20 protein-coding genes are annotated in these 24227 nt (G+C 65.4%); 9 read left to right on the forward strand and 11 right to left on the reverse strand.

The features are described from left to right. Window positions 1-103 precede the first annotated feature (103 nt). The 8 genes from gabT to ACVRRC_RS00135 all read right to left on the reverse strand — a co-directional run bounded on the left by gabT (window position 104) and on the right by ACVRRC_RS00135 (window position 10610). Window positions 104-1384 (reverse strand): 4-aminobutyrate--2-oxoglutarate transaminase, encoded by a 1281-nt coding sequence (gene gabT, locus ACVRRC_RS00100; RefSeq protein ID WP_019405636.1) that lies wholly within the window; start codon window positions 1382-1384, stop codon window positions 104-106. Between the two features lie 157 nt (window positions 1385-1541). After that, the gene (gene gabD, locus ACVRRC_RS00105; RefSeq protein WP_472996754.1) at window positions 1542-3002 is read right to left on the reverse strand and encodes an NADP-dependent succinate-semialdehyde dehydrogenase; all 1461 of its coding nucleotides are present in this window, start codon (window positions 3000-3002) and stop codon (window positions 1542-1544) included. An 18-nt stretch (window positions 3003-3020) separates the two neighbouring features. Then, the gene (locus tag ACVRRC_RS00110; protein ID WP_011911951.1) at window positions 3021-3848 is read right to left on the reverse strand and encodes an ABC transporter permease; all 828 of its coding nucleotides are present in this window, start codon (window positions 3846-3848) and stop codon (window positions 3021-3023) included. 63 nt (window positions 3849-3911) lie between these two features. Next, window positions 3912-5165: an ABC transporter permease gene (locus ACVRRC_RS00115; protein ID WP_079328149.1), complete on the reverse strand. Its 1254-nt coding sequence runs from the start codon at window positions 5163-5165 to the stop codon at window positions 3912-3914. Between the two features lie 63 nt (window positions 5166-5228). Then, entirely contained in the window at window positions 5229-6260 is a 1032-nt protein-coding gene (locus ACVRRC_RS00120) for an ABC transporter substrate-binding protein (protein WP_125843169.1), read from the reverse strand. A gap of 48 nt (window positions 6261-6308) precedes the next feature. Continuing rightward, window positions 6309-7418 carry an ABC transporter ATP-binding protein gene (locus ACVRRC_RS00125; protein ID WP_472996468.1) on the reverse strand — a complete coding sequence of 370 codons (1110 nt, stop codon included), beginning with the start codon at window positions 7416-7418 and terminating at the stop codon, window positions 6309-6311. Between the two features lie 148 nt (window positions 7419-7566). Further along, window positions 7567-8196 (reverse strand): response regulator, encoded by a 630-nt coding sequence (locus ACVRRC_RS00130; RefSeq protein WP_011911947.1) that lies wholly within the window; start codon window positions 8194-8196, stop codon window positions 7567-7569. Continuing rightward, window positions 8193-10610: a PAS domain-containing sensor histidine kinase gene (locus ACVRRC_RS00135; protein WP_472996470.1), complete on the reverse strand. Its 2418-nt coding sequence runs from the start codon at window positions 10608-10610 to the stop codon at window positions 8193-8195. Before ACVRRC_RS00135 ends, ACVRRC_RS00130 begins: the two co-directional genes overlap by 4 nt. 95 nt (window positions 10611-10705) lie before the next feature. Here ACVRRC_RS00135 and ACVRRC_RS00140 point away from each other — a divergent pair, with 95 nt between their 5' ends. Beyond that, window positions 10706-11716 carry an alpha/beta hydrolase family protein gene (locus tag ACVRRC_RS00140; RefSeq protein WP_472996471.1) on the forward strand — a complete coding sequence of 337 codons (1011 nt, stop codon included), beginning with the start codon at window positions 10706-10708 and terminating at the stop codon, window positions 11714-11716. 5 nt (window positions 11717-11721) lie between these two features. Here ACVRRC_RS00140 and ACVRRC_RS00145 read toward each other — a convergent pair whose 3' ends face one another. Genes ACVRRC_RS00145 through ACVRRC_RS00155 form a run of 3 tightly spaced genes read right to left on the reverse strand, consistent with a single transcriptional unit; the run spans window position 11722 to window position 14178 of the window. Continuing rightward, a complete protein-coding gene (locus ACVRRC_RS00145) occupies window positions 11722-12489 on the reverse strand; it encodes a TerB family tellurite resistance protein (protein WP_011911944.1) in 768 nt (255 codons plus the stop codon). Window position 12490: 1 nt separating this feature from the next. Beyond that, a complete protein-coding gene (murU, locus tag ACVRRC_RS00150; protein WP_472996473.1) occupies window positions 12491-13162 on the reverse strand; it encodes an N-acetylmuramate alpha-1-phosphate uridylyltransferase MurU in 672 nt (223 codons plus the stop codon). Then, window positions 13159-14178, reverse strand: coding sequence for an aminoglycoside phosphotransferase family protein (locus tag ACVRRC_RS00155; protein ID WP_017244313.1), 1020 nt, complete (start codon window positions 14176-14178; stop codon window positions 13159-13161). Before ACVRRC_RS00155 ends, murU begins: the two co-directional genes overlap by 4 nt. Window positions 14179-14307: 129 nt before the next feature. Between ACVRRC_RS00155 and ACVRRC_RS00160 the strand changes: the two genes are divergently transcribed. The 8 genes from ACVRRC_RS00160 (at window position 14308) to ACVRRC_RS00195 (ending at window position 24152) form a co-directional block, all read left to right on the forward strand. Next, window positions 14308-17076, forward strand: coding sequence for an LPS-assembly protein LptD (locus tag ACVRRC_RS00160; RefSeq protein ID WP_472996475.1), 2769 nt, complete (start codon window positions 14308-14310; stop codon window positions 17074-17076). Beyond that, a complete protein-coding gene (locus ACVRRC_RS00165) occupies window positions 17057-18364 on the forward strand; it encodes a peptidylprolyl isomerase (protein WP_061373903.1) in 1308 nt (435 codons plus the stop codon). Before ACVRRC_RS00160 ends, ACVRRC_RS00165 begins: the two co-directional genes overlap by 20 nt. Window positions 18365-18473: 109 nt before the next feature. Next, window positions 18474-19463 (forward strand): 4-hydroxythreonine-4-phosphate dehydrogenase PdxA, encoded by a 990-nt coding sequence (pdxA, locus tag ACVRRC_RS00170; RefSeq protein ID WP_472996477.1) that lies wholly within the window; start codon window positions 18474-18476, stop codon window positions 19461-19463. Between the two features lie 133 nt (window positions 19464-19596). Next, window positions 19597-20391 carry a 16S rRNA (adenine(1518)-N(6)/adenine(1519)-N(6))-dimethyltransferase RsmA gene (rsmA, locus tag ACVRRC_RS00175; protein ID WP_013981677.1) on the forward strand — a complete coding sequence of 265 codons (795 nt, stop codon included), beginning with the start codon at window positions 19597-19599 and terminating at the stop codon, window positions 20389-20391. Window positions 20392-20424: 33 nt separating this feature from the next. Then, window positions 20425-20808: a Co2+/Mg2+ efflux protein ApaG gene (apaG, locus tag ACVRRC_RS00180; RefSeq protein ID WP_013981676.1), complete on the forward strand. Its 384-nt coding sequence runs from the start codon at window positions 20425-20427 to the stop codon at window positions 20806-20808. Further along, window positions 20805-21632 (forward strand): symmetrical bis(5'-nucleosyl)-tetraphosphatase, encoded by an 828-nt coding sequence (locus ACVRRC_RS00185; protein WP_049340792.1) that lies wholly within the window; start codon window positions 20805-20807, stop codon window positions 21630-21632. Before apaG ends, ACVRRC_RS00185 begins: the two co-directional genes overlap by 4 nt. Beyond that, entirely contained in the window at window positions 21629-21958 is a 330-nt protein-coding gene (gene glpE / locus ACVRRC_RS00190) for a thiosulfate sulfurtransferase GlpE (protein WP_011911935.1), read from the forward strand. The genes ACVRRC_RS00185 and glpE overlap by 4 nt, the downstream gene beginning before the upstream one ends. A 271-nt stretch (window positions 21959-22229) precedes the next feature. Continuing rightward, window positions 22230-24152 (forward strand): PrkA family serine protein kinase, encoded by a 1923-nt coding sequence (locus tag ACVRRC_RS00195; RefSeq protein ID WP_013981674.1) that lies wholly within the window; start codon window positions 22230-22232, stop codon window positions 24150-24152. The last annotated feature ends 75 nt before the right edge of the window (window positions 24153-24227 follow it).

The following is a 24227-nucleotide window of genomic DNA, read 5'->3' on the forward strand; positions in this document are numbered from 1 at the left end:
GACGACCTCGGGTAGCACGGCAAGATGCCGCGCATTGTACCCGAGGGGTCAGGGTTGCGGCGCGCCTGACATCCGCCCACGAATGCCGGCGCGCCAGGTCGGATCAGGTCAGCTCGTCGAAACACTCGCCGAGGATGGCCAGGCCGCGCTCGAGCAGCTCGTCCTCGACGGTCAGCGGCACCAGCACGCGCAGCACGTTGTAGTAGGTACCGCAGGACAGCAGGATCAAGCCCTTCTCCCGCGCCCGGGCGACGATCTGCGACGTCAGCGCCGCGGCCGGTCGCGCCAGGTCGCCCTCCTCGAACAGCTCGATGGCGATCATCGCGCCGAGGCCGCGCACCTCGCCGATCTCCTTGTGCTTGGCCTGGATCGCCTTGAGGCCGGCGGTGAGCTTCTCCGCCACGGCCTTGCAGCGGTCGAGCAGATGCTCCTCCTCGAAGATTTCCATGACCGCCAGCGCCGCCGCGCAGGACAACGGGTTGCCGGCATAGGTGCCGCCCAGCCCGCCGGGTGCGATGGCATCCATGATCTCGGCCTTGCCACAGACACCAGCAATCGGGAAACCACCACCGACGGATTTGGCGAAGGTGGTCAGGTCGGCAACCACGCCCATCTGCTCCATGGCGAAGAAGGTGCCGGTGCGTCCGGCGCCGGTCTGCACCTCGTCGGCGATCAGCAGGATGCCGTGCTCGTCGCAGAGCGCGCGCAGGCGGGCCATGAAATCCTTCGGCGCGACATTGAAGCCGCCCTCGCCCTGCACCGGTTCGACGATGATCGCGGCGATGTCGCGCGGCTCGGCGTCGTTCTTGAAGATGCGCTCGATGCTCGCGATCGAGTCATCGACGCTGACACCATGGATCGCGCAGGGATACTGCGCACGGAAGATCCCGCCCGGCATCAGGCCCATGCCGGCGGAGTACGGGGCGACCTTGCCGGTCAGACCGAGGGTCATCATGGTGCGGCCGTGATAGGCGCCGGTGAAGGCAATCACGCCGGCACGGCCGGTGGCGGCGCGGGCGATCTTCACCGCGTTCTCCACGGCCTCGGAGCCGGTGGTGACCAGCAGAGTCTTCTTGGCGAAATCACCCGGCACCCGGGCGTTGATCTTCTCGCACAGCTCGACGTACGGCTCGTAGGCCAGCACCTGGAAGCAGGTGTGGGTGAGCTTGTGCAGCTGGTCTTCCACCGCCTTGACGATCTTCGGGTGCAGGTGGCCGGTATTCAGCACTGCGATGCCGCCGGCGAAATCGATGAACTCGCGGCCCTCCACATCCACCACGCTGCTGTTCTTCGCGTGGTCGGCAAAGATCGGGTGGATCTGGCCGACGCCACGGGGAACGGCGGCGACACGGCGTTGCATCAGGGATTCGTTGGTCTTGCTCATAAGCTCCTCGGTAGCCGCTCATCGTCGGCACGGGTCGGAAAGAACGCCAGGAAGCGGACGCGGCAGCATACGATGATCGACTGCCGCACCATCCGGAGCGTTCGGATTACAGTAAAACTCCGTGCATTATTTTGCACGCCTGATTTGAGCCGCTTGGTCAGATGCCGCCCAGGCACAGGTATTTGATTTCCACGTATTCATCCAGGCCGTACTTCGAGCCCTCACGACCGAGGCCCGATGCCTTCATGCCACCGAACGGCGCCACCTCGGTGGATATCACCCCGGTGTTGATGCCCACCATGCCGTACTCCAGCGCCTCGGCGACACGGAACACGCGGCTCAGGTCGCGTGCATAGAAGTAGGCAGCAAGGCCGAACTCGGTGTCGTTGGCCTGGCGGATCACCTCGGCCTCATCGCGGAAGCGGAACAGCGGCGCCAGCGGGCCGAAGGTTTCCTCGCGCGCCACGGCCATCTCGGCAGTGACGCCGCCCACCAGCGTCGGTTCGAAGAAGTTGCCACCCAACGCATGGGGTTTGCCACCGGCCAGCAGGGTGGCACCCTTGGCGAGCGCGTCCTGCAGATGGCGCTGCACCTTGGCCACGGCTGCGGCGTCGATCAGCGGACCGGTGGTCACGCCCTCCTCCGCTCCGTTGCCGACCTTCAGCCGCGCGACCGCCGCGGAGAATTTGTCGACGAAGGCGTCGTAGATGCCGTCCTGCACGTAGATGCGATTGGCACATACGCAGGTCTGCCCGGCGTTGCGGTACTTGGAGATCATCGCGCCCTCGACCGCCGCGTCCAGATCGGCGTCGTCGAAGACGATAAAGGGTGCGTTGCCGCCCAGCTCCAGCGAGAGCTTCTTGAGCGTCGGCGCGCACTGCTGCATCAGCTTGATGCCCACCGCCGTCGAGCCGGTGAACGAGAGCTTGCGCACCACCGGGTGTTCACAGAGCTCGGCGCCCACTTCGCGGGACGTGGCGGCATCGGCGGTGATCACGCTGAACAGCCCCGCCGGGATGCCCGCACGCTCGGCCAGTGCGGCCAGTGCCAGCGCCGAGAATGGTGTCTGCGGTGCCGGCTTGAGCACCATGGCACAGCCCGCGGCGAGGGCCGGGCCGGCCTTGCGGGTGATCATCGCGCTGGGGAAATTCCACGGCGTGATTGCCGCGGTGACACCGACCGGCTCCTTCTGCACCAGGATGCGCTTGTCGCCCGCGTGAGCCGGGATCACGTCGCCGTACAGGCGCTTGCCTTCCTCGGCGAACCATTCGAGGAAGGATGCGGCGTAGGCCACTTCGCCGCGTGCCTCGGCCAGCGGCTTGCCCTGTTCGGCGGTCATGATCCGCGCCAGGTCTTCCTGATTCTCCAGCATCAGTTCGTACCAGCGCCGCAGGCGCTCAGCGCGCTCCTTCGCGGTCAGCGCGCGCCAGGCCGGCTGGGCTGCCTGCGCGGCTTCGATGGCGCGGCGGGTTTCACCACGGCCCATGTTCGGCACGACGCCGATCAGCTCGCCGGTGGCCGGGTTGAAGATCTCGGTGCGCGCGCCACTGTCGGCCTCGCACCATTCACCGTTGAGATAGGCCGTTTGGCGCAACAGATCGGGTTGCCCAAGTTGCAGAGTCATGTGCGTATTCCGTCAGGCAGGTTGTTGGGTGCGCAGCTTCTCGGCGCGGCCTCGCAGCCACTCCAGGGTCAGCAGCAGAGCGATGGAGAAGCCGATCAGCAACGTCGCCGCGGCGGCGATGGTCGGACTGAGGTTCTCGCGGATGCCGCTGAACATCTGCCGCGGCAGGGTGATCTGCTCGGGGCCGGCGAGGAACAGCGTCACCACCACTTCATCGAACGAGGTGGCGAAGGCGAACAGCGCGCCGGAAATAACCCCCGGTGCGATCAGCGGCAGGGTTACCCGGAAGAACGCGGTCAGCGGCGAGGCGCCAAGGCTGGCCGCGGCGCGCACCAGGTTGTAGTTGAAGCCCTGCAGCGTCGCCGACACCGTGATGATCACGAAGGGCACGCCGAGCACCGCGTGCACCAGGATCAGCGACAGGTAGCTGTTGCCCATGCCCAGCGGGGCGAAGAACAAGTAGCTGGCGACACCGATGATCACCACCGGCACCACCATCGGCGAGATCAGCACCGTCATCAGCAGCGCCTTGCCGCGGAACTCCGCGCGAGTCAGGCCGACCGCCGCCAGCGTGCCAAGGACCACGGCGAGCAAGGTCGCAGCCGGGGCGATGAGCAGACTGTTCTTCAGCGAGCGCATCCAGTCCGCCGAGGTGAACAGCGCCTCGTACCAGCGCAACGAGAACCCCTGCAGCGGATAGACCAGGAACGAGCCGGAGTTGAACGACAGCGGCACGATGACCAGCACCGGCACGATCAGAAACAGCAGCACCAGCGCGCAGAGGATGCGCAGCGCGTAGTACCAGGCCCGTTCGACGGGCGACATGTAGGGGCTCAGCATGAACGGTTCTCCTGCCCGGCATGAAGACTCTGAAAAGGCGGCCGCGCCGCGACGTGGCTCATCTCAACCCAGCCGCAGACGGCTGGCACCGACCAGCCAGCTGTAGATGACGTACAGCAGCATGGTGGCGAGCAGCAGCAGGCCGCCCAGCGCCGTGGCCATGCCCCAGTTGATGGTGGTGTTGGTATAGAAGGCGACGAAATAGCTGACCATCTGGTCGTTCGGGCTGCCGAGCAGCGCCGGGGTGATGTAGTAGCCGATGGCGATGATGAACACCAGCAGGCTGCCGGCACCGACCCCGGCCAGCGTCTGCGGGAAGTACACCCGCCAGAAGCTGGCGAACGGATGACAGCCCAGCGAGACCGCCGCACGCATGTAGCTCGGCGAGATGTTCTTCATCACGCTGTAGATCGGCAGGATCATGAACGGCAGCAGAATGTGCACCATGGCGATGTACACACCGGTGCGGTTGAACACCAGCTGCAGCGGCTCGTCGATCAGGCCCATCTTGAGCAGCGCGCCGTTGATCAGCCCGCCCGACTGCAGCAGCACGATCCACGCGGCGACGCGCACCAGAATCGAGGTCCAGAACGGCAGCAGCACCAGGATCATCAGCAGGTTGCTCTGCCGCGCCGGCAGGTTGGCCAACAGATAGGCCAGCGGATAGGCCAGCAGCAGGCAGATCACCGTGATCACCAGGCCCATCCAGAACGTGCGGGCAAAGATGTCCAGATACACCGCCTGATCCGGCGAGACCTTGGCCAGTTCACCCAGCTCGTCGATGCGGTGATCCAGCGCCGCCAGCAGGTAATAACCGGTCACCGCACTGTCGTTACGCTGGATGATCTGCCAGAACGCCGGATCGCCCCAGCGCTCGTCGAGCGACTCCAGCGCCTCCTGATACGACGCGGGCGTCTCGCGGAACGGCAGCGCTCGCGCGGTCTTGGTCAGCAGGCTGCGGTAGCCGGCCAGCTCCATGTTCAGGCGCTTGGACAGATCGCCCAGGGTTTGCTCGCGACGCGCCTGATAGAGGTCCTCGGCCAACGCCTGGTAGGCGGGTTCCGCCGGCAGTCCGCGACCATCCCATGCGGCCAGCGCCTCCAGCGTGCGCGGCAACGTGTTCACCACCTCCGGATTCTCGACACTGCGCCAGAGCAGCGAGGCGATGGGCACCAGGAAGGTCAGCAACACGAACAGCAGCAGCGGCAGAATCAGCGCCTGCGACTTGAGCTTGTTCACCCGTTCGGCCCGTGCCAGTCGCTGTTTCAGATTGGGCTCGGCGATCTGGTTCGCCGGCAGGGATATTGCTGTGGCCATGAAGACTCCGAGATTCGTTCCGATGGCTGGGACCGGCCCCGCCAGTGCGGCGGGGCTCCAGGGTCAGCGTGCTGCCCAGGCGTTGAAACGCTGTTCGAGCTGTTCGCCGTAGTCGGCCCAGAAGGTCACGTCCATCGCCACCTGGTCGGCAATGTTCTCCGGCGCGGTGGGCATCTGCGCCAGGCGCTTTTCATCCAGCAGCGACACGGCCTGAGTGTTCGCCGGGCCATAGGCGATGTTCTCGGCGTAGGCCTTCTGCTGCTGCGGCTCGACGGTGAAGGCGATGAACTTGCGTGCCTGCTCCTGACTCTTGGCACCCTTGGGGATGGCCCAGGAATCGAAGTCGTAGATGCCGCCGTTCCAGACGATCTGCAAGTTGCTCTCGTTCTGCACGGCAGCGATGCGGCCGTTGTAGGCGCTGCTCATCACCACGTCGCCGGAGGCGAGGAACTGCGGCGGCTGCGCGCCGGCTTCCCACCACTGGATATGCGGCTTGAGCTGATCGAGCTTCCTGAAGGCGCGGTTCTGGCCGTCCTTGGTGGCCAGCACCTGATAGACCTCCTTGGCCGGCACACCATCGGCCATCAGCGCAAATTCCAGGGTGTACTTGGCACCCTTGCGCAGGCCGCGCTTGCCCGGGAATTTCTCGGTATCCCAGAAGTCCGCCCAGCCGGACGGCGCGCTCTTGAGCTTGTCGGCGTTATAGGCGAGTACCGTCGACCAGACGAAGAAGCCAACGCCGCAGGGCTGTATCGCACCCTCGACGAAATCGTCCGGATTGCCGACGACGCCCGGATCGAGCTCCTCGAACAGCCCCTCGTCACAACCGCGCGCCAGCTCAGGCGACTCCACCTCCACCAGGTTCCACGACACACTGTTGGTGTCGACCATCGCCTTGACCTTGGCCATTTCGCCGTTGTATTCGCCGGCGACGATGCGGCCGTGACCGGCGGCTTCCCACGGCTGATAGAAGGCCTTCACCTGGGCCTGCTTGTTGGCGCCGCCGAAGCTCACCGCAGTGAGGTTCTCGGCAACCGCGTGCCCGGCACAGACGAGCCCGAGCGCCAGCGCGGACAGTTTCAGGTAGTTGCTCATGACAGTTCGCTCCTTGATGCAGTTGTTTGGGGGTGCTGCGGGAGTGGCTCAGGCCGCCTGCAGCGGGTCGAGCGCGCGGACGTGCTCGACGTGCCAGCCGATCGGCACCACGTCGCCCACGCGCAGGGCTTGGTCGAACTCGGCGATCGGCTGCTTGACGAAGAAATCGCTGACGCCGCAGACCTCGAGACGGATGCGGATGTGGTCGCCCAGGTAGATGAACTCGGCAACGCGCCCGGTGAAGCGGTTCGGGCAGCTGGCACTGGCACCGTTGAGCAGCACCCGCTCCGGACGGATCGACAGGCTGACCGGCTCCCCCGTCGCACCGACATTGACCGCCAGCGCCTCGACGGTTTCGCCGCGGCCGAGCTTGACCGTGCAGCTCTCGCCACGCCGCTCCAGCAGGTGCGCCGGCAGCCGGTTGTTTTCGCCGAGAAAGTTGGCGACGAAGGTGTTCAACGGCTTTTCGTACAGGGTGCGCGGGTCTTCGATCTGCTGGATCTGGCCCTGATGGAACACCGCCACCCGATCGGACATGGTCAGCGCCTCACCCTGGTCGTGGGTGACGTACACCACGGTGACGCCGAGGCGCTCGTGCAGATGCTTGATCTCCATCTGCATCTGCTCGCGCAGCTGCTTGTCCAGTGCGCCCAGCGGTTCGTCCATCAGCACCAGCTGCGGCTCGAACACCAGCGCGCGGGCCAGCGCCACGCGCTGTTGCTGGCCACCGGAAAGCTGCGCCGGATAGCGGTTGCGAAAGCCCTCCAGCTGGACCATCGCCAGCGCGCGCTTGACCCGCTCCTTGATGTCCGGCTTGGCCATGCCGCGCACGCTGAGGGGAAACGCCAGGTTTTCCGACACGGTCATGTGCGGGAACAGCGCGTAGTTCTGAAACACCATGCCCATGTCGCGCTTGTGCGGCGGCACGTTGTTGATCGCCCGGCCATTGAGGAGAATCTCCCCCGCGGTGGGCGTCTCGAAACCGGCCAGCATCATCAGGCTGGTGGTCTTGCCCGAGCCGGACGGCCCGAGCAGGGTGAGGAATTCGCCGCGGCGGATGTCCAGGTTCAGATCCCTGACGATCAGCGACTCGCCGTCATAACTCTTCTGGACGCCGCGAAAGCTCACCAGGATATCGTTCGTCGTTGACTCGACCATGCTGCTGCACCTGCCTAACCGTTGAACCGTGGCCACAGCGTAGAAGCGCAGCGGCGGCGGAAAAATCGGTGCAGCGGAGCGATTGCCCTAGGCGTGCAGGAGAGTCGCGTGTAGGGAACGCCCTACAGACGGGTCGGCGGGCGGGAGCTCAGACCAGCTTGTGCTCCATGGCGTAGCGCACCAGGTCGGCCACGGAATGCGCGGCCAGCTTCTGCATCAGGCGGGCCTTGTGGGTGCTGATGGTCTTGCTGCTCAGGGCCAGCTTGCCGGCGATGTCGTTTACCGAATCGCCCTGCACCAGGCGTTCGAACACCGAGTACTCGCGCTCGGAAAGCAATGCATGGGGCGGCCGCGAATCGGTCAGACCGACCTCGAAGACCATGCGGTCGGCCAGTGCCGGATCGATGTAGCGCCCGCCACCGGCCACCTTGCGCAAGGCAGTCAACAGCAGCGCCGGCTCGCTGTCCTTGGTCGCGTAGCCGGCGGCACCTATCTTCAGTGCCCGCGCCGCCATCTGCGCTTCGTCGTGCATCGACAGCACCAGCACCGCCGGCGGCTGGCTCAGCGCGCGAATCCGTGGGATCGCCTCGAGGCCGTTGACGCCGGGCATGGAAAGGTCCAGCAGCACCACGTCGCAGCTGACCTGGCGCAGCTGGTCGAGCAACTGCTGGCCGTTGGCGGCCTCGCCGACCACCTGCATGTCGCGCGCCATACCGATCAACTGTTTGATGCCCTCACGGACGATGGTGTGATCCTCGGCGACCATGACCCTGATCATGACGGCAGTGCTCCAGTGCTTGCAGGTGAAGGAAGTGGCAGCGGGTCCAGCGGGACCCGTGCCGTGATGGTAGTGCCCTCGCCGGGCTGACTGTCGATGCAGAGCTGGCCGCCGAGCATCTGGATGCGCTCGCGCATGCCCACCAGACCGAACGAGCTGCCCGCGCTGCGCGCCGCGTCGGCGAAGCCACAGCCGTCATCGCTGACGCGCAGGCAGAGCATGTCGCCCTCGAGCTGCAGCTGCACGCTGACCGTTTGTGCGCGGGCATGGCGCATCACGTTGGTCAACGACTCCTGAAGGATACGGAACAGGCCGATGGCCTTGGCATTGCCCAGCGCGGGCGGGCACTCGGGCACCTCGACCAGGCAGGCCACGCCGCTGCGTTCCTCGAAGCGCCGCGCCTGCCACTCCACCGCCGAAGCGATGCCGGCGTCGAGGATCGGCGGGCGTAGCGCCGTGGCCACGTCGCGCACCCGCTGGAACAGCTGGGCGATCAGCCGCTTCATGCTGTCCAGCCGCTGCGCCAGCGCCGGATCGAGCTCGGCGAAGCCCAGCTCGCACATCGAGGTCTCGAGCTTCAGCGCGGTCAGCACCTGGCCCAGCTCGTCATGCACCTCGCGCGCGATGTGCGCCTTCTCCTCCTCGCGCACCGTCTCCAGGTGCGCGGCCAGCTGGCGCAATTGCGCGCGCGAGGCATCCAGCTCCAGCTCGATGCGCTTGTTCTCGGTGATGTCCCAGACGATACCGTCCCACACCTGGCGGCCATCCGGCTGGCCGCGTACGGAAGCGCGGATATCGGCCCAACGCACGTCGCCATCGCGATTGAGAATGCGCCCCTGCCAGCGCCAGTCCTGGCTTTTCTCCAGCGCCAGCTGCTGGCTGGCCCAGTAGCCGGCCTCGTCATCGGCGTGCACCAGGCTGCGGATGCCCTGCCCCGGCTGCAACAGGCGCTCGGCAGAGTAGCCCACCAGGCGCTGGCTGGCTTCACTGATATAGGCGACCCGTACCGGCGCCTGCGGCCCGTCGCGCTCCAGGCGAAACACCAAGCCCGGCACGTTGCCCGCCATGGCCTTCAGGCGCGCCTCGCTCTCCTGCAGTTGGGCGCTGGCGCGGCGGCGCTCGGTGATGTCGGCGAGAAAGACCACCAGGTATTCGCGGCTGCCGAATCGCAGGAAGCTGTAGGTGACCGCCGCCGGAAAGCGCTGGCCGTCGGCGCGCTGCCACTCGCATTCATGCACCTGGCGGTCGTCTTCGCCCGTGCGCGCGGCCCGCCAACGCGCCAGCCAGGCATCCATGCCCAGCGCCGAGTCGAAGGTTTCCAGCGGCAGGTCGAGCAAGCCACCGGACGAATGCCCGAGCAGCAGTTCGGCGGCCTGATTGGCGTAGCGCACTCGGCTGTCCCAGTTGAGCCAGAGGATGCCGACAGTGCTGTGATCGAGACAGAACTGCGTCAGCCGCTGCGCTTCCTCGGCCGCCTCGCGCAGCTCGATGTCGCGGCGTGCGGTCTTCAGCCGACTTTCCAGCAGGCCATGCTGACGTCGCTGCCAGGCCAGCATCAACAGGCAGGCCAGCAGCAATACGCCCAGCAGCAAGGCCAGGCTTCGCCAGTAGCCGACCTCGCGCCCAAGGTCGATGCTGCGAGGCTTGAGCCATTGTTCCTGCAGCTGGCCGAACTCCCGAGCCGGGAACTGCCGCAGCGCGGCGTCGAGCACCGCGGCGAGCTCGGGGCTGTCGCGCCGCGAAGCGATCCGCAGCAGCTGCGGGTTGCCCAGGTCGCCGACCACTGCCAGGGCGTCGTATTCGAGCTGTTGCGACAGACGAGCGAACAGCGGCTCGTCGACGACCGCGTAGCTGGCCTTGCCCTCCAGTACCTGGCGCAAGGCATCGGCCTGGCTCGCCGCGGTGAGCACGGTGATATTGGGGTAGTTGCTGGCAAGGAACTCGCTGACCGGCCCCGGCCCCGCCGCGGCAACCAGCTCGCTGGGATGCAGGTATTCCAGGTCGACGGCGCGTGGACCACCGCGATCACCGACGATCAGCCGCGGGATGCGCAGGAAAGGATCACTGTAGCGCCACAGGCGCAACCCGGCCGGCGTCTGGCGCAGCCCGGGTGCCACGTCGATCCTGCCTTCCAGCGCCGCCTCCTGCAGTGCCGCCTCGTCGTTGAAGCGGCGCCATTGCAGCCGCACGCCGAGTTCGGCGGCAAGCTGTTCCATCAGCTGCACATGGAATCCGGACAGGCGCCGCTGACGCTGGTCATATTCGGCATACGGCGCGCCCATCACCACGCCCACCCGCCATTCGGCATGCTGTTCGAGCCAGGCACGACTGGCGGCATCCAGCGACACGGCGCCAGCGGCAAACGGCGTGGCCAGGCTGAGCAGAAGAAAGAGGCGCAGGGATAGAGCGAACATATATTCACGCGATTGATGGGCGTGCCGACACGCTGTTGTAATGCATAACCCCTGCCGGCGCCAGCGTGGTGCCGGCCGCTATCCGGAGAGAGCCCATGTGCCGCCTGCCCGCTATCGTGCTCCTGCTCAGCGTTGCGCTCGGTGGCAGCCTGCCGTCTGTTGCTCAGGCTCAGGAGCCGGAAGCCGCCGAGCAGACGCCGGCGGATGAGCCAGCCTCCCGCCCGCGTCCGGCCCCGCAGACCCGCGGCGAGGCATTGGCTGCCGGGCTGCAGCGGCAGCTCGAGACGGCGGCGCAGATCGAGCTGGGCGGCGACGACAGGTTTCTTGCACTCTGGCAGCCAGCCAATACCGCCAAGCCCCGCGGGGTGGTGGTCATCGTGCCGGGCGAAGGCGAGACGGCCGACTGGCCGCGGGCGGTCGGCCCGCTTAGACGGGGCCTGGCGGCACATGGCTGGCATACCCTCAGCCTGACGCCCGACGATCCGGAGCTGAGTCCCGGCCCGCGCCTGCCGCCACCCGAGCCATCGGCTGCGGCCGATAGGCCCACCGGGGACAGCGACAGCGAGACCGAACAGCCTGCTGCGCCGCCCGATTCGGCTGGCTATCTACCCGAACAGACAGCCCCGGCGGACAGTGACGAGCCTGACGCGACTGCAGCCGAGCAGGATGCGCCGCGGCCCAGCCACGCCGAGCGCATGCAGGCGCGACTGGCGGCCGCCATCGAACATGCCCGGACCTTGCAGGCACCGACGATCACCCTGCTCGGCCATGGTACGGGAGCTTACTGGGCTGCCCGCTATCTCGCGCAGACACCGTCGAAGGAGATCGCCCAGCTGGTCCTGGTCGATCCGCGCGCGCCGGCAGACGCCGAGAAAGGCCTGGATGATGATCTGGCGAAGCTGGCGGTCGGCATCGGCGACTTCCACACTGGCGACCGCCCGGTTGCCCAGCGGCAGGCCATGCAGCGACGCAACGCCATGCGCCGCGCCGGACATCCGGATTATCGACAGGTTGCCCTGCCGAACCTGGAAGGTGATCGCTACGGCGATCAGGAGCAGCTGGTGCGCCGGGTGCGCGGCTGGCTCGAGCGCAAGCCGGTGCGCTGAGCGCCTCAGCGAAAGCCGCGGCGCTCGCGGATCAGTGCGTAAGCGCTGTGCAGCTCGCGGGTGCGCTCGGTCGCTTCGCGAACCTGCGCCGGGCTCGCTCCCGCGCCAGCCTGCTTGTCCGGGTGATGCTTGCTCAGCAGCCGGCGATACGCCCGTTTGATCAGCTGCGGGTCGCTGTCCTGACGCACGCCCAGTAGCTGCAGGGCCTGCTCGTAGGCTCCTCCTCGCCCGGCCGGCGCCTCGTTGCGCCGCGCTGCGCCCTGATCGAGCGCCGCCACCTCCGCAGCATCCCAACCCAGCCACTTGCCCCAGAGCAACACCAGCTCATGCTCCCGGGCGCCCATGCTTCCCTGTGCCCGCGCCATGCGCCAGCAGGCCTGGATCAGGCGGCGGCCTTCTTCACGCTGACCGCGGAGCCGCTGCAGGGTCACACGCAAGCCGTCGCCGCTGGCCTTGCCGCGATTGAACGCGGCGATGGCCAGCTGCTGCGCCGCTGCATCGAGGCCCTGGCGGCGCATCTCCTCGCGTGCTGCCTGGATATGAGCAGGACTGACACGCCCGCCGCTCTTGGCCAGGCGACCTAGCAAGAAGAACAGCAGCTCGTTGCCCTTCAGCGCCGGCTTGCCGGCCAGCCGCTCGCGCAGGCTGGCCCATGAGTCGAGCCCCAGACGGCGATCCAGCACCTGGCCCAGCAGACCGCCGAGCAGGGCACCGGGAATGCTGGCGAGCAACCAGCCGATCAACAGCCCCAGCAGGGTAATGGGCCAGAACATCTCAGCGCCGCGCCTCGAGTATCCGTTCGACTTCCGCCAGCCGTTCGTGGGTACCGACGTCGATCCAGATGCCTGCGAAACGCTCGCCGCTCACCTGCTGGTCGGCCATGGCACGCCGCAACAGGGGTGCGAGCTTGAAGGCACCGGCCTGACAGCCTTCGAACAAGGCAGGATGCAGCACCGAGATGCCGCTGTAGGTCAGCGCGTCGCCTTCTCCTTCGACTGTCACGACACGCTCGGCGGCCAGGCGGAAATCGCCGCCGGGGTTGTGAGGCGGATTGTCGACCAGCACCAGGTGGGCCAGCCCATCGAGCGGTTTGCGTAGCCGGGCGAAATCGTAGTCGGTCCAGATATCGCCGTTGACCACCAGGAATGGCTCATCGCCAAGCAGGCCCAGGGCCCGGTGGATTCCGCCGCCGGTCTCCAGCGGCTCGCCTTCGGCCGAATAGCGGATCGCCACGCCGAAGCGGCTGCCATCGCCGAGATAGTCCTCGATCTGCTGCCCGAGCCAGGCATGGTTGATCACCAGCTCGTCGAAGCCGGCGGTCGCCAGGGCACGAACGTGATACTCGATCAGCGGCACGCCGGCGGCGCGCACCAGCGGCTTGGGCGTGTGCAGGGTCAAGGGGCGCAGGCGCTCGCCCTTGCCCGCGGCGAGGATCATGGCCTTCATGCCTGCGGCGCCTTTGGCAGCTCGGCGATCAGCTGCCGCAACTCGCCCAGCTCCGGCCGCCGCGCCAGCACGGCCTCGATATAGGCGAAGAAACGCGGCACATCGGCGAGATAACGGGGTTTGCCGTCGCGGTGGCAGATTCGCGCGAAGATGCCGATCACCTTGAGGTGACGTTGCACCCCCATCAGATCACTGGCGCGCAGGAATTCCTCGAACGACTCGGGCAGCGCCACGCCCGCCGCACGGGCACGGCCCCAATAGACCTCCAGCCACGCCCGTACCTGCGGCTCGGGCCAGCTGAGGAAGGCGTCCTTGAACAGCGAGGTGATGTCGTAGCTGACCGGGCCGAGCACCGCGTCCTGAAAGTCCAGGACCCCAGGGTTGGGCTCACTGATCATCAGGTTGCGCGGCATGTAGTCGCGATGCACCAGAACCCGTGGTTGCGCCAGGGCCGAGTCGATCAGCAGCCGGCAGATGCGCTCCCACGCGCCCTGCTGCGCTTCGCTGAGCGCATGGCCCAGGTGGCGCTGCACGTACCATTCGGGAAACAGCTGCAGTTCGCGCCGCAGCAAGGCCTCATCATAGGCCGGCATTGCCTGCGCGACCGGCTGCAGCTGGAACTTGAGCAGCGCCTCGATGGCATCATCGAACAGCTGATCGGCGTTACCCGCGTCGATCACGTCCAGATAGGTCTGACGTCCGAGGTCGGTCAGCAGCAAAAAGCCACGCTGCAGGTCAGCAGCCAGCACCTGCGGTACATGCACACCGGCTTCGTCCAGCATCTGCGCCACCTTGACGAAGGGACGGCAGTCTTCCTGGGGTGGCGGCGCGTCCATCACGATCAGGCTGCGCTCGCCGCCTTGCCAGCGGAAGTAACGACGAAAACTGGCATCGCTGCTCGCCGCGGTGAGCTCCGCGGTCGGTACTTCGCCCCAGCCGCAACGGGCGAAGAGTTCCGGTAGTTGCTGGTCCAGCCAGGCGCTGAGGTCCAGCAGACGTTGATCTTGATGCGGCATCCAGGGGGTCTCCACGGCGCTAGCCGATAGGCGGGTCATGCTTTATTATCCTGCATCTTTCTCAGCCCATCGAGAGGCGTGCGGCCCAGCCGGCCGATGGCTCGCCGCAAGCACGGACCAAAAAACAAGATGGCAGTCAAATACCCCGCGTTTCGTAAAAAATTCCCTCTATTGGTTACTGGCGGTCTGCTCGCATTGCAACCGGTAGCTGTTCCTTTTGTTTTCGCCGCCGAACAGTTCGCCTGCCAGCCAGACGCATCCGGGGGCTGGAACTGCGCCTCCAACGCGGCCAGCCCCGCTCTGCCTCCGCGCCCGGCCCATAGCGGCAGCGCCGTGAGCACTGTGGCCACTGCCAAGCCAGGCACTGCCCAGGCGCAGCAGCCGACAGCCACGACCAAACTGGTCACCGAAAGCAAGGGCCGCGCGCTGGCCTCACGCAGTGCCGACTACAGCCATCTGGACTGGGTGCCGCGTGATCAGCTGACACCCGCTCAGCTCGCCGAAACCGGCCCGTACTGCGCAGGCACCTATATCGAGCCTGACCGTCCCGGCAAATTCGACACCACGCCGATGAGCGAAGCGCCAACCTACGTGTCGGCCAAGGCCACCCGCTACGAGCAGGAGCAGGAAATCGCCACCCTCGCTGGCGATGTGGTTCTGCGCCAGGGCAGCATCCAGGTCGAGGCGGATGAAGCCAGCCTGCACCAGCTGGAGAACCGCGGCGAGCTGACCGGCAACGTCCGCTTCCGCGACCGCGATGCATTGCTGGTCGGCGACCGCGCCGAGATCTTCCTCGACAGCGGCGAAGCCAAGGTGGAGAACGCCGAATATGTCGTGCACTCCGGCAAGGTCCGCGGCAGCGCGCAGTACGCCAAGCGCGAAGAGACCGCGATCATCCGCCTCAAGGATGGCACCTACACCAGCTGCGAACCGGGCGAAAATACCTGGCACCTGAAAGGCAACAACGTCACGCTGAACCCGGCCACCGGCTTCGGTTCGGCAACCAACGTCACGCTGCGGGTCAAGGATATTCCGGTGTTCTACACACCTTATATCCACTTCCCAATCGATGACCGTCGCCAGTCGGGCTTCCTCGCACCGAGCATCGGTTCGTCCAGCGACAACGGCTTTTCGGTACAGACGCCCTACTACATCAACCTGGCGCCGAATTTCGACGCCACGCTGTATCCGCACCTGATGACCGACCGCGGCCTGCTGATGGAAGGCGAATTCCGCTACCTGACGCGCAGCAGCGAGGGCCAATTCGGCGCCGCATACCTGGATGACAGCAACGACGACCGCAAACTGCAGTCCGAGTACGAGGACCAGCGCTGGATGTACAGCTGGCAGAACCGTACCGGCCTGGATTCGCGCTGGCTCGCCGAGGTGGACTACACCGATATCAGCGATCCCTACTACTTCCAGGATCTGGATACCAACCTCAACATCAACCAGCCCGATCATCTCGATCAGCGCGGCACGCTCACGTACCGCGGCAACACCTACACCGCGCGCCTGAACATGCATGCCTACGAGCGCGCCACGGTGGCCGACATCACGCCTTACGAGCGCCTGCCACAGCTGACCCTGGACGGGCGCCTGCCTTTCCAGCCGGGCGGCCTGAACTTCGCTTACAAGACCGAGTTCGTCAGCTTCCAGCGCAGCCTGCGCAGCGGCAACTTCATCAATGAAGACGGCAATCCGGAGCAGTGGTATGACGATCGCCTGCGCGGCCTGACCCGTGCCGAGGGCGAACGCCTCCATCTGGAACCTGGGGTCAGCCTCCCGCTGAACTGGTCGTGGGGCTTCCTCAAGCCGTCGCTCAAGTACGCCTACACCCAGTACGACCTGGACCTGGATGGCCGCGGCCAGAGCACGCTGGCGAGCTACGAATCCTTCGACAGCAGCCAGAACCGCAGCGTGCCGATTTTCAGCGTCGACAGCGGCCTGTATCTCGATCGCAACACCCAGTGGTTCGGCAAGGACTATCGTCAGACCCTCGAGCCACGCCTGTTCTATCTCTATGTGCCGGAGGAGGATCAGGACGATATTCCGATCTTCGATACCGGCGAGAGCAGCTTCAGCTATTCCTCGCTCTGGCGCGAGAACCGTTTCTCCGGCAAGGACCGCATCGGCGATGCCAATCAGGTTTCGCTCGGCGTCACCAGCCGCTGGGTCGAACCCAACGGTTTCGAGCGCCAGCGCTTCAGCATTGGCCAGGCGTTCTACTTCGAAGACCGCAAGGTTCAACTGCGCGGCATCGATTACCGCACGCGCTCCAGTGCCACCGCCGACGTATCGCCGTATGCGCTGGAGTACATGTACCGCTACAACCAAGACTGGCGCTTCACCTCGACCTTCAACTGGGATCCGGACAGCCACAGCACCCGCTCCGGCAGTGCCATGTGGCATTACCAGCCGGCCGACAACCCGGGCAAGATCGTCAATCTCGGTTATCGCTATCGCAACGACACCATGCGCTTCGACCAGGCGACCGGTGAATGGACCTATGGCGGCGACTACGGCACCCCGGGCACGCCGGAGTACATCAAGGACTACTACAAGATCAACCAGCACGACTTCTCGGTCATCTGGCCGGTGGTCCCGCAATGGAGCGTCATCGCCCGCTGGCAGCATGACTACAGCCGCAGCCGCACCCTGGAAGCCTTCGGTGGCTTCGAGTACGACAGTTGCTGCTGGAAGCTGCGCCTGATCAATCGCTACTGGATCGACTACGACGAGACCAGCCTCAACCCCGACCGCAACGACGAGCCGGACCGCGGCATCTTCCTGCAGATCGTCCTCAAGGGACTCGGCGGCGTAGTCGGCAATGCGACCGAAACTTTCCTCGACGAAGGCATCCAAGGCTACCGTGAACGTGAAGACCAAGCTTTCTGAAGTACTGCGCCCGCTCGCGCTCGGCGCACTGCTGCTGAGCGGTGCGACCCTCGCGCCTGCGGCCCTCGCCCAGATTCAACCACTGGATCGCGTGGTGGCGATCGTCGATAACGACGTCATCATGCAGAGCCAGTTGAATCAGCGCATGCGCGAGGTCCAGCAGACCATCGAGAAGCGCGGCGCCGATGCGCCGCCGACCGACGTGCTGCAACAACAGGTGCTCGAGCGCCTGATCACCGAGAATCTGCAGCTGCAGATCGGTGAGCGCTCCGGCATCCGCATCTCCGACGAAGAACTCAACCAGGCCATGGGCACCATCGCCCAGCGCAACAACATGTCGCTGGAGCAGTTCCGCGAGGCGCTGGCCCGTGACGGCCTGAGTCTGGAAACCGCCCGCGAGCAGATCCGCCGCGAGATGGTCATCAGCCGTGTGCGTCAGCGCCGCGTCGCCGAGCGTATCCAGGTGTCCAATCAGGAGGTGCAGAACTTCCTCGCGTCGGATCTCGGCAAGCTGCAGCTGTCCGAGGAATACCACCTGGCCAATATCCTCATCGCCGTGCCGGAAGGTGCCGACTCGGCCACCATCCAGGCTGCCGAGCGGACGGCCATGGACACCTATCAACAGCTACAGCAGGGCGCGGACTTCGCCCGCCTGGCCGTGTCCCGCTCAGGCAGCGAGAACGCGCTGGAAGGTGGCGACATGGGTTGGCGCAAGGCCGCCCAGCTGCCGCCACCGTTCGACACAGAAGTACGCGAGCTGTCGGTCGGCGAAGTGACCCAGCCGGTGCGTACGCCGCCGGGCTTCATCATGCTCAAGCTGCTGGACAAGCGTGGTGGCGAGACGCAGGTGCGCGACGAAGTGCATGTGCGTCACATCCTGATCAAGCCCAGCGCGATCCGCAGCGACGAAGAAGCCCGTCTGCTGGTGCAGCGTCTGCGTGACCGCATCAATGCCGGCGAAGATTTCGCTCAGCTGGCCAGGAGCTTCTCCGAGGACCCGGGTTCGGCTCTCAACGGTGGCGACCTGAACTGGATCGATCCGGCCTCGCTGGTGCCCGAGTTCCGTGAAGTCATGGCCAACACCCCCAGTGGCGAGCTGTCCCAGGTATTCAAGTCGCCCTATGGTTGGCACATCCTCGAGGTGCTCGGCCGCCGCGCCACCGATGCCAGCGAGCAGTTCCGCGAGCAACAGGCGCTGAGCCTGCTGCGCAACCGCAAGTACGATGAAGAGCTGCAGGCCTGGCTGCGCCAGATCCGTGACGAGGCCTACGTCGAGGTCAAGCTCTAAGCTGCACGCGGTACCTACACGCAACAGCAATGCGGGGTGATGGCCAAAGGGTCGCCACCCCGTTTTCATTTCCGGCGGATCACCGCCCGATGCCTAGCGGAGAATCTCGATGCCCACGTCCCGCCCCTTCGTTCTGACGCCCGGCGAACCGGCCGGCGTCGGCCCGGATCTGTGCCTGTTGCTGGCACGCCAGGCGCAACCGCGGCCACTGGTGGCGATCGCCAGCCGCGCGCTGCTGGCCCAGCGCGCCGAACAGCTGGGGCTGATCATCGAATTGCGCGATGCCGGACCGCAGGACTGGCCCGGCGAGCCCGCGCCAGCCAACTGTCTGTACGTCTGGGACACACCGCTCGCCACAGCGGTGACGGCAGGCCAGCTCGACCCGCGCAACGCTCACTATGTACTGGAGACGTTGACCCGCGCCGGACGCGGCTGCCTGGACGGCAGTTTCGCGGGCATGATTACCGCCCCGGTGCATAAGGGCGTGATCAACGAAGCCGGCATTCCCTTCTCGGGACACACCGAATTTCTCGCCGAGCTGACCCACACCGAACAGGTGGTGATGATGCTCGCCACGCGCGGCCTGCGTGTGGCGCTGGTGACCACCCACCTGCCGCTCAGGGATGTCGCCGATGCGATCACCGCCGAGCGTCTGCAGCGGGTCACGCGCATCCTGCACGCGGACCTGGTGAGCAAGTTCGGCATCGCCCGCCCGCGCATTCTGGTCTGTGGCCTGAATCCCCATGCCGGGGAAGGCGGCCACCTGGGGCGCGAGGAAATCGAAGTCATCGAGCCGACGCTGGCGGGTCTGCGCGAGGAGGGCATCGAGCTGATCGGCCCACTGCCCGCCGACACGTTGTTCACCCCCAAGCACCTCGAACACTGCGATGCAGTGCTGGCGATGTATCACGATCAGGGCCTGCCGGTGCTCAAGTACAAGGGCTTCGGCGCAGCGGTCAACGTCACCCTCGGCCTGCCGATCGTACGCACCTCGGTGGACCACGGCACCGCGCTGGACCTGGCCGGGACCGGCCGCGTCGACATCGGCAGCCTGCAGGTCGCGCTGGAAACGGCCTATCAGATGTCAGGCGCCGCTTAGGAAGGCGGTCCACCCCGGCATCCGTCTCGCAATGGGTGCCGGCCCGGCGAGTCAGCTGGTAAGCTTCGCTCCTTTCATTTTTCGCTTTACGCTCTTGCTTGACGCTTGCGGCTTGAAGCCTGGAGCTGCCTTCATGTCCGACTACCAACACCGCGCGCGCAAACGCTTCGGCCAGAACTTCCTGCACGACGCCGGCGTGATCCACCGCATTCTGCGGGCGATCCACGCCAAGCCGGGTGAGCGACTGGTGGAGATCGGTCCCGGGCAAGGTGCCCTCACCGAAGGGCTGCTCGACAGCGGCGCCCAGCTGGATGTCGTCGAGCTCGACCTGGACCTGATCCCCATCCTTCAGGCCAAGTTCGCCGGGCGCGAGAACTTCAACCTGAACCAGGGCGACGCCCTGAAGTTCGACTTCAGCCGGCTCAGCCAGGAGCCGGCCAGCCTGCGCATCGTCGGCAACCTGCCCTACAACATCTCGACCCCGCTGATCTTCCACCTGCTCGAACACGCCCAGCTGATCCGTGACATGCACTTCATGCTGCAGAAGGAAGTGGTCGAGCGATTGGCCGCGCAACCTGGCGGGGGTGATTGGGGGCGGCTGTCGATCATGGTGCAGTATCACTGCCGGGTGGAGCATCTGTTCAACGTCGGCCCGGGTGCCTTCAACCCGGCACCGAAGGTCGATTCGGCGATCGTTCGCCTGGTGCCGCACGAGACGCTGCCTCATCCGGCGCGCGATCACCGCCAGCTTGAGCGCGTCGTTCGCGAGGCGTTCAATCAACGGCGCAAGACCCTGCGCAACACCCTCAAGGGCCTGCTGGATGCCGAAGCCATCGAGGCAGCGGGCGTAGATGGCAGTCTGCGCCCCGAACAGCTGGACCTGGCGGCCTTCGTCCGCCTTTCCGATCAACTGACCGAGCGCAGCTAGGGCATCCGCCCTGGCGCCTCCCGCGAGCTGACCATGACCGAAGACCCACGCTACCGCATCGACGTCAGCGTCACGCCCCGCTATCTGGCCGCGCAATCCGAGCCGGAACAAAACCGCTATGCCTTTGCCTACACCGTAACCATCGAGAACAAAGGCGAGGTGGCGGCGCAGCTGCTGTCGCGACACTGGATCATCACCGACGGCGACGGCCACGTGCAGGAAGTGCGTGGCGCCGGCGTCATCGGCGAACAACCGTTGATCGCACCGGGCGAGCACCACGTCTACACCAGCGGAACGTTGCTGCCGACCTGTGTCGGCAGCATGCAGGGCAGCTATCAGATGGTGGCCGAGGACGGTCACAGCTTCGATGCCGTCATCGCACCGTTCCGCCTTGCCGTACCCGGAGCATTGCATTGACCACCTATGCCGTCGGCGACCTGCAGGGTTGCCTCGAACCCCTGACCTGCCTTCTGGAGCGGGTCGACTTCAGCCCCTCGCGGGATTGCCTGTGGCTGGCCGGTGATCTGGTCAACCGCGGCCCGCAGTCGCTGGAAGCCCTGCGTTTCGTGCGCGACCTCGAATCCTCCGCGATCACCGTGCTGGGCAACCACGACCTGCACCTGCTGGCGGTGGCCCATAACATCGAGCGCATGCGCAAGTCCGACACCCTGCAGGCGATCCTCGACGCTCCGGATCGCGCCGACCTGATTGACTGGTTGCGCCAGCAGAAACTCATTCACCATGACGCCGAGCGGCATACCGCCATGGTGCACGCCGGCATCCCGCCGCAGTGGTCGCTGGAAAAGGCCCTGCGTCGCGCCGCCGAGGTTGAGCAGGCGCTGCAGGACGATGCATTGCTGCTGCCCTTCCTCGACGGCATGTATGGCAACCAGCCGGCGAAGTGGAACAAGGAGCTGCACGGAGTGCCGCGCCTGCGCCTGATCACGAACTACTTCACCCGCATGCGCTTCTGCAAGGCCGACGGCACGCTCGACCTGGACGCCAAGGAAGGTGCCGACAGCGCGCCAGCCGGCTACGCGCCCTGGTTCAGTCACGCCAGCCGCAAGACCCGCAACGTCAAGCTGATCTTCGGCCACTGGGCCGCCCTGGAAGGCCATTGCGACGAGCCGAACGTCTTCGCGCTGGACACCGGCTGCGTCTGGGGCAACGCCATGACCCTGATGAACCTCGACAGCGGCGAAATGCATCGCTGCGAATGCGAACACGGGAAACCCGCATGACCGACTTCAAACGCATCCCGCCGGAACAGGCCCACGCCATGCGCAATGCAGGCGCGGTCATCGTCGATATCCGCGACCCGCACAGCTTTGCCAACGGCCATATCAGCGGCTCGCGGCACCTGGACAACCATTCGCTGCCGGACTTCATCGCTGCGGCCGACCTCGACCATCCACTGATCGTTACCTGCTATCACGGCCACTCCAGCCAGAGCGCCGCCGCCTACCTGGTCAACCAGGGCTTCTCCGAGGTCTACAGCCTAGACGGTGGCTTCGAGCTCTGGCGCCATACCTACCCCAGCGACGTCGAGCACGACGAACAACAGTAAAAAATTATTTCGCCTCAACGCCGCGTCATCCGCGGCCCAGACGCTGTTGTCAGCCGAACGGCAGCGCCGAAAACCCCTCGCGCACCTTGACCTTGCCGAATCCGAACTATCCTTGAGTTCAGGCCATCCAAATAAATGAAGCCGGGAAACGGCTGACGGAATTCAGGGTTTCGACCATTAGGTGTTCGGGGGAACTCCACTGGCCGCCACTTCGGCCGTGCTCCAGAGTGCCTGATGACGCGCCTATTCGTGCATCGATCGAGGTGAAGTCATGAGCATTTTCAGCCACTTCCAGCAACGTTTCGAAGCGACCCGCCAGGAGGAATATTCACTCCAGGAATACCTCGATCTGTGCAAGGCGGACCCACGAACCTACGCCAGCGCGGCCGAGCGCCTGCTGATGGCGATCGGCGAGCCCGAACTGGTGGACACTTCCACCGACCCACGACTGTCGCGCATCTTCTCCAACAAGGTGATCCGCCGTTATCCGGCCTTCGAGGACTTCCATGGCATGGAGGAATGCATCGACCAGATCGTCTCCTACTTCCGCCACGCCGCACAGGGCCTGGAAGAGAAGAAGCAGATCCTCTATCTCCTCGGCCCGGTGGGCGGCGGCAAGTCGTCGCTGGCCGAAAAGCTCAAGCAACTGATGGAACGCGTGCCCTTCTACGCCATCAAGGGCTCGCCGGTCTTTGAATCGCCGTTGGGGCTGTTCAACCCGGTGGAGGACGCGCAGATCCTCGAGGAGGACTACGGCATCCCGCCGCGCTACCTGAACTCGATCATGTCGCCTTGGGCCACCAAGCGCCTGCAGGAATTCGGCGGCGACATTTCCAAGTTCCGCGTGGTCAAGCTCTACCCGTCGATACTCAACCAGATCGCCGTGGCCAAGACCGAGCCGGGTGACGAGAACAACCAGGACATCTCTTCGCTGGTGGGCAAGGTGGATATCCGCAAGCTCGAGGAATTCCCGCAGAACGATGCCGACGCCTACAGCTACTCGGGCGCGCTGTGCCGGGCCAACCAGGGCCTTATGGAATTCGTCGAGATGTTCAAGGCGCCGATCAAGGTCTTGCACCCGCTGCTGACCGCGACTCAGGAGGGCAACTACAACAGCACCGAGGGCCTGGGCGCGATTCCCTACAGCGGCATCCTGCTGGCCCACTCCAACGAGTCGGAGTGGCACAGCTTCCGCAACAACAAGAACAACGAGGCCTTCATCGACCGCATCTACATCGTCAAGGTGCCGTACTGCCTGCGCGTCTCGGATGAGATCAAGATCTACGACAAGCTGCTGGCCAATAGCTCGCTGTCCAGAGCTCATTGCGCGCCGGACACGCTGAAGATGCTGGCGCAGTTCTCGGTGCTGTCGCGCCTGAAGGAGCCAGAGAACTCCAACATCTATTCAAAGATGCGCGTCTATGACGGCGAGAACCTCAAGGACACCGATCCCAAGGCCAAGTCGATCCAGGAATACCGCGATGCCGCCGGCGTCGACGAGGGCATGAACGGGCTTTCCACCCGTTTCGCCTTCAAGATTCTTTCCAAGGTGTTCAACTTCGACCCCCACGAGATCGCCGCGAACCCGGTGCACCTGCTCTACGTGCTGGAGCAGCAGATCGAGCAGGAACAGTTCCCCGCCGAGGTGCGCGAGCGCTACCTGCGCTTCATCAAGGAGTACCTGGCGCCGCGCTACATCGAGTTCATCGGCAAAGAGATCCAGACCGCCTACCTCGAGTCGTACAGCGAGTACGGGCAGAACATCTTTGATCGCTACGTGCTGTACGCCGACTTCTGGATTCAGGATCAGGAATACCGCGATCCGGAGACCGGCGAAATCCTCAACCGCGTGGCGCTCAACGAGGAGCTGGAAAAGATCGAGAAGCCAGCCGGCATCAGCAACCCGAAGGATTTCCGCAACGAGATCGTCAACTTCGTGCTGCGCGCCCGCGCCAACAACAACGGCAAGAACCCGTCGTGGCTGTCCTACGAGAAGCTGCGCGTGGTGATCGAGAAGAAGATGTTCTCCAACACCGAGGACCTGCTGCCGGTCATCAGCTTCAACGCCAAGGCCAGCAAGGAAGACCAGAAGAAGCACAACGATTTCGTCGTGCGCATGGTTGAGCGCGGCTATACCGAGAAGCAGGTTCGCCTGCTCTCCGAGTGGTATCTGCGGGTGCGTAAATCGCAGTAAGCGGCTGGAAGCCTGAAGCCGGGAACGGAACGCTCCGCTTCCGGCTTCGGGTCTATGCTTTTCAGCCTAGCCCGG

Source organism: Stutzerimonas sp. LR2, assembly GCF_055755175.1.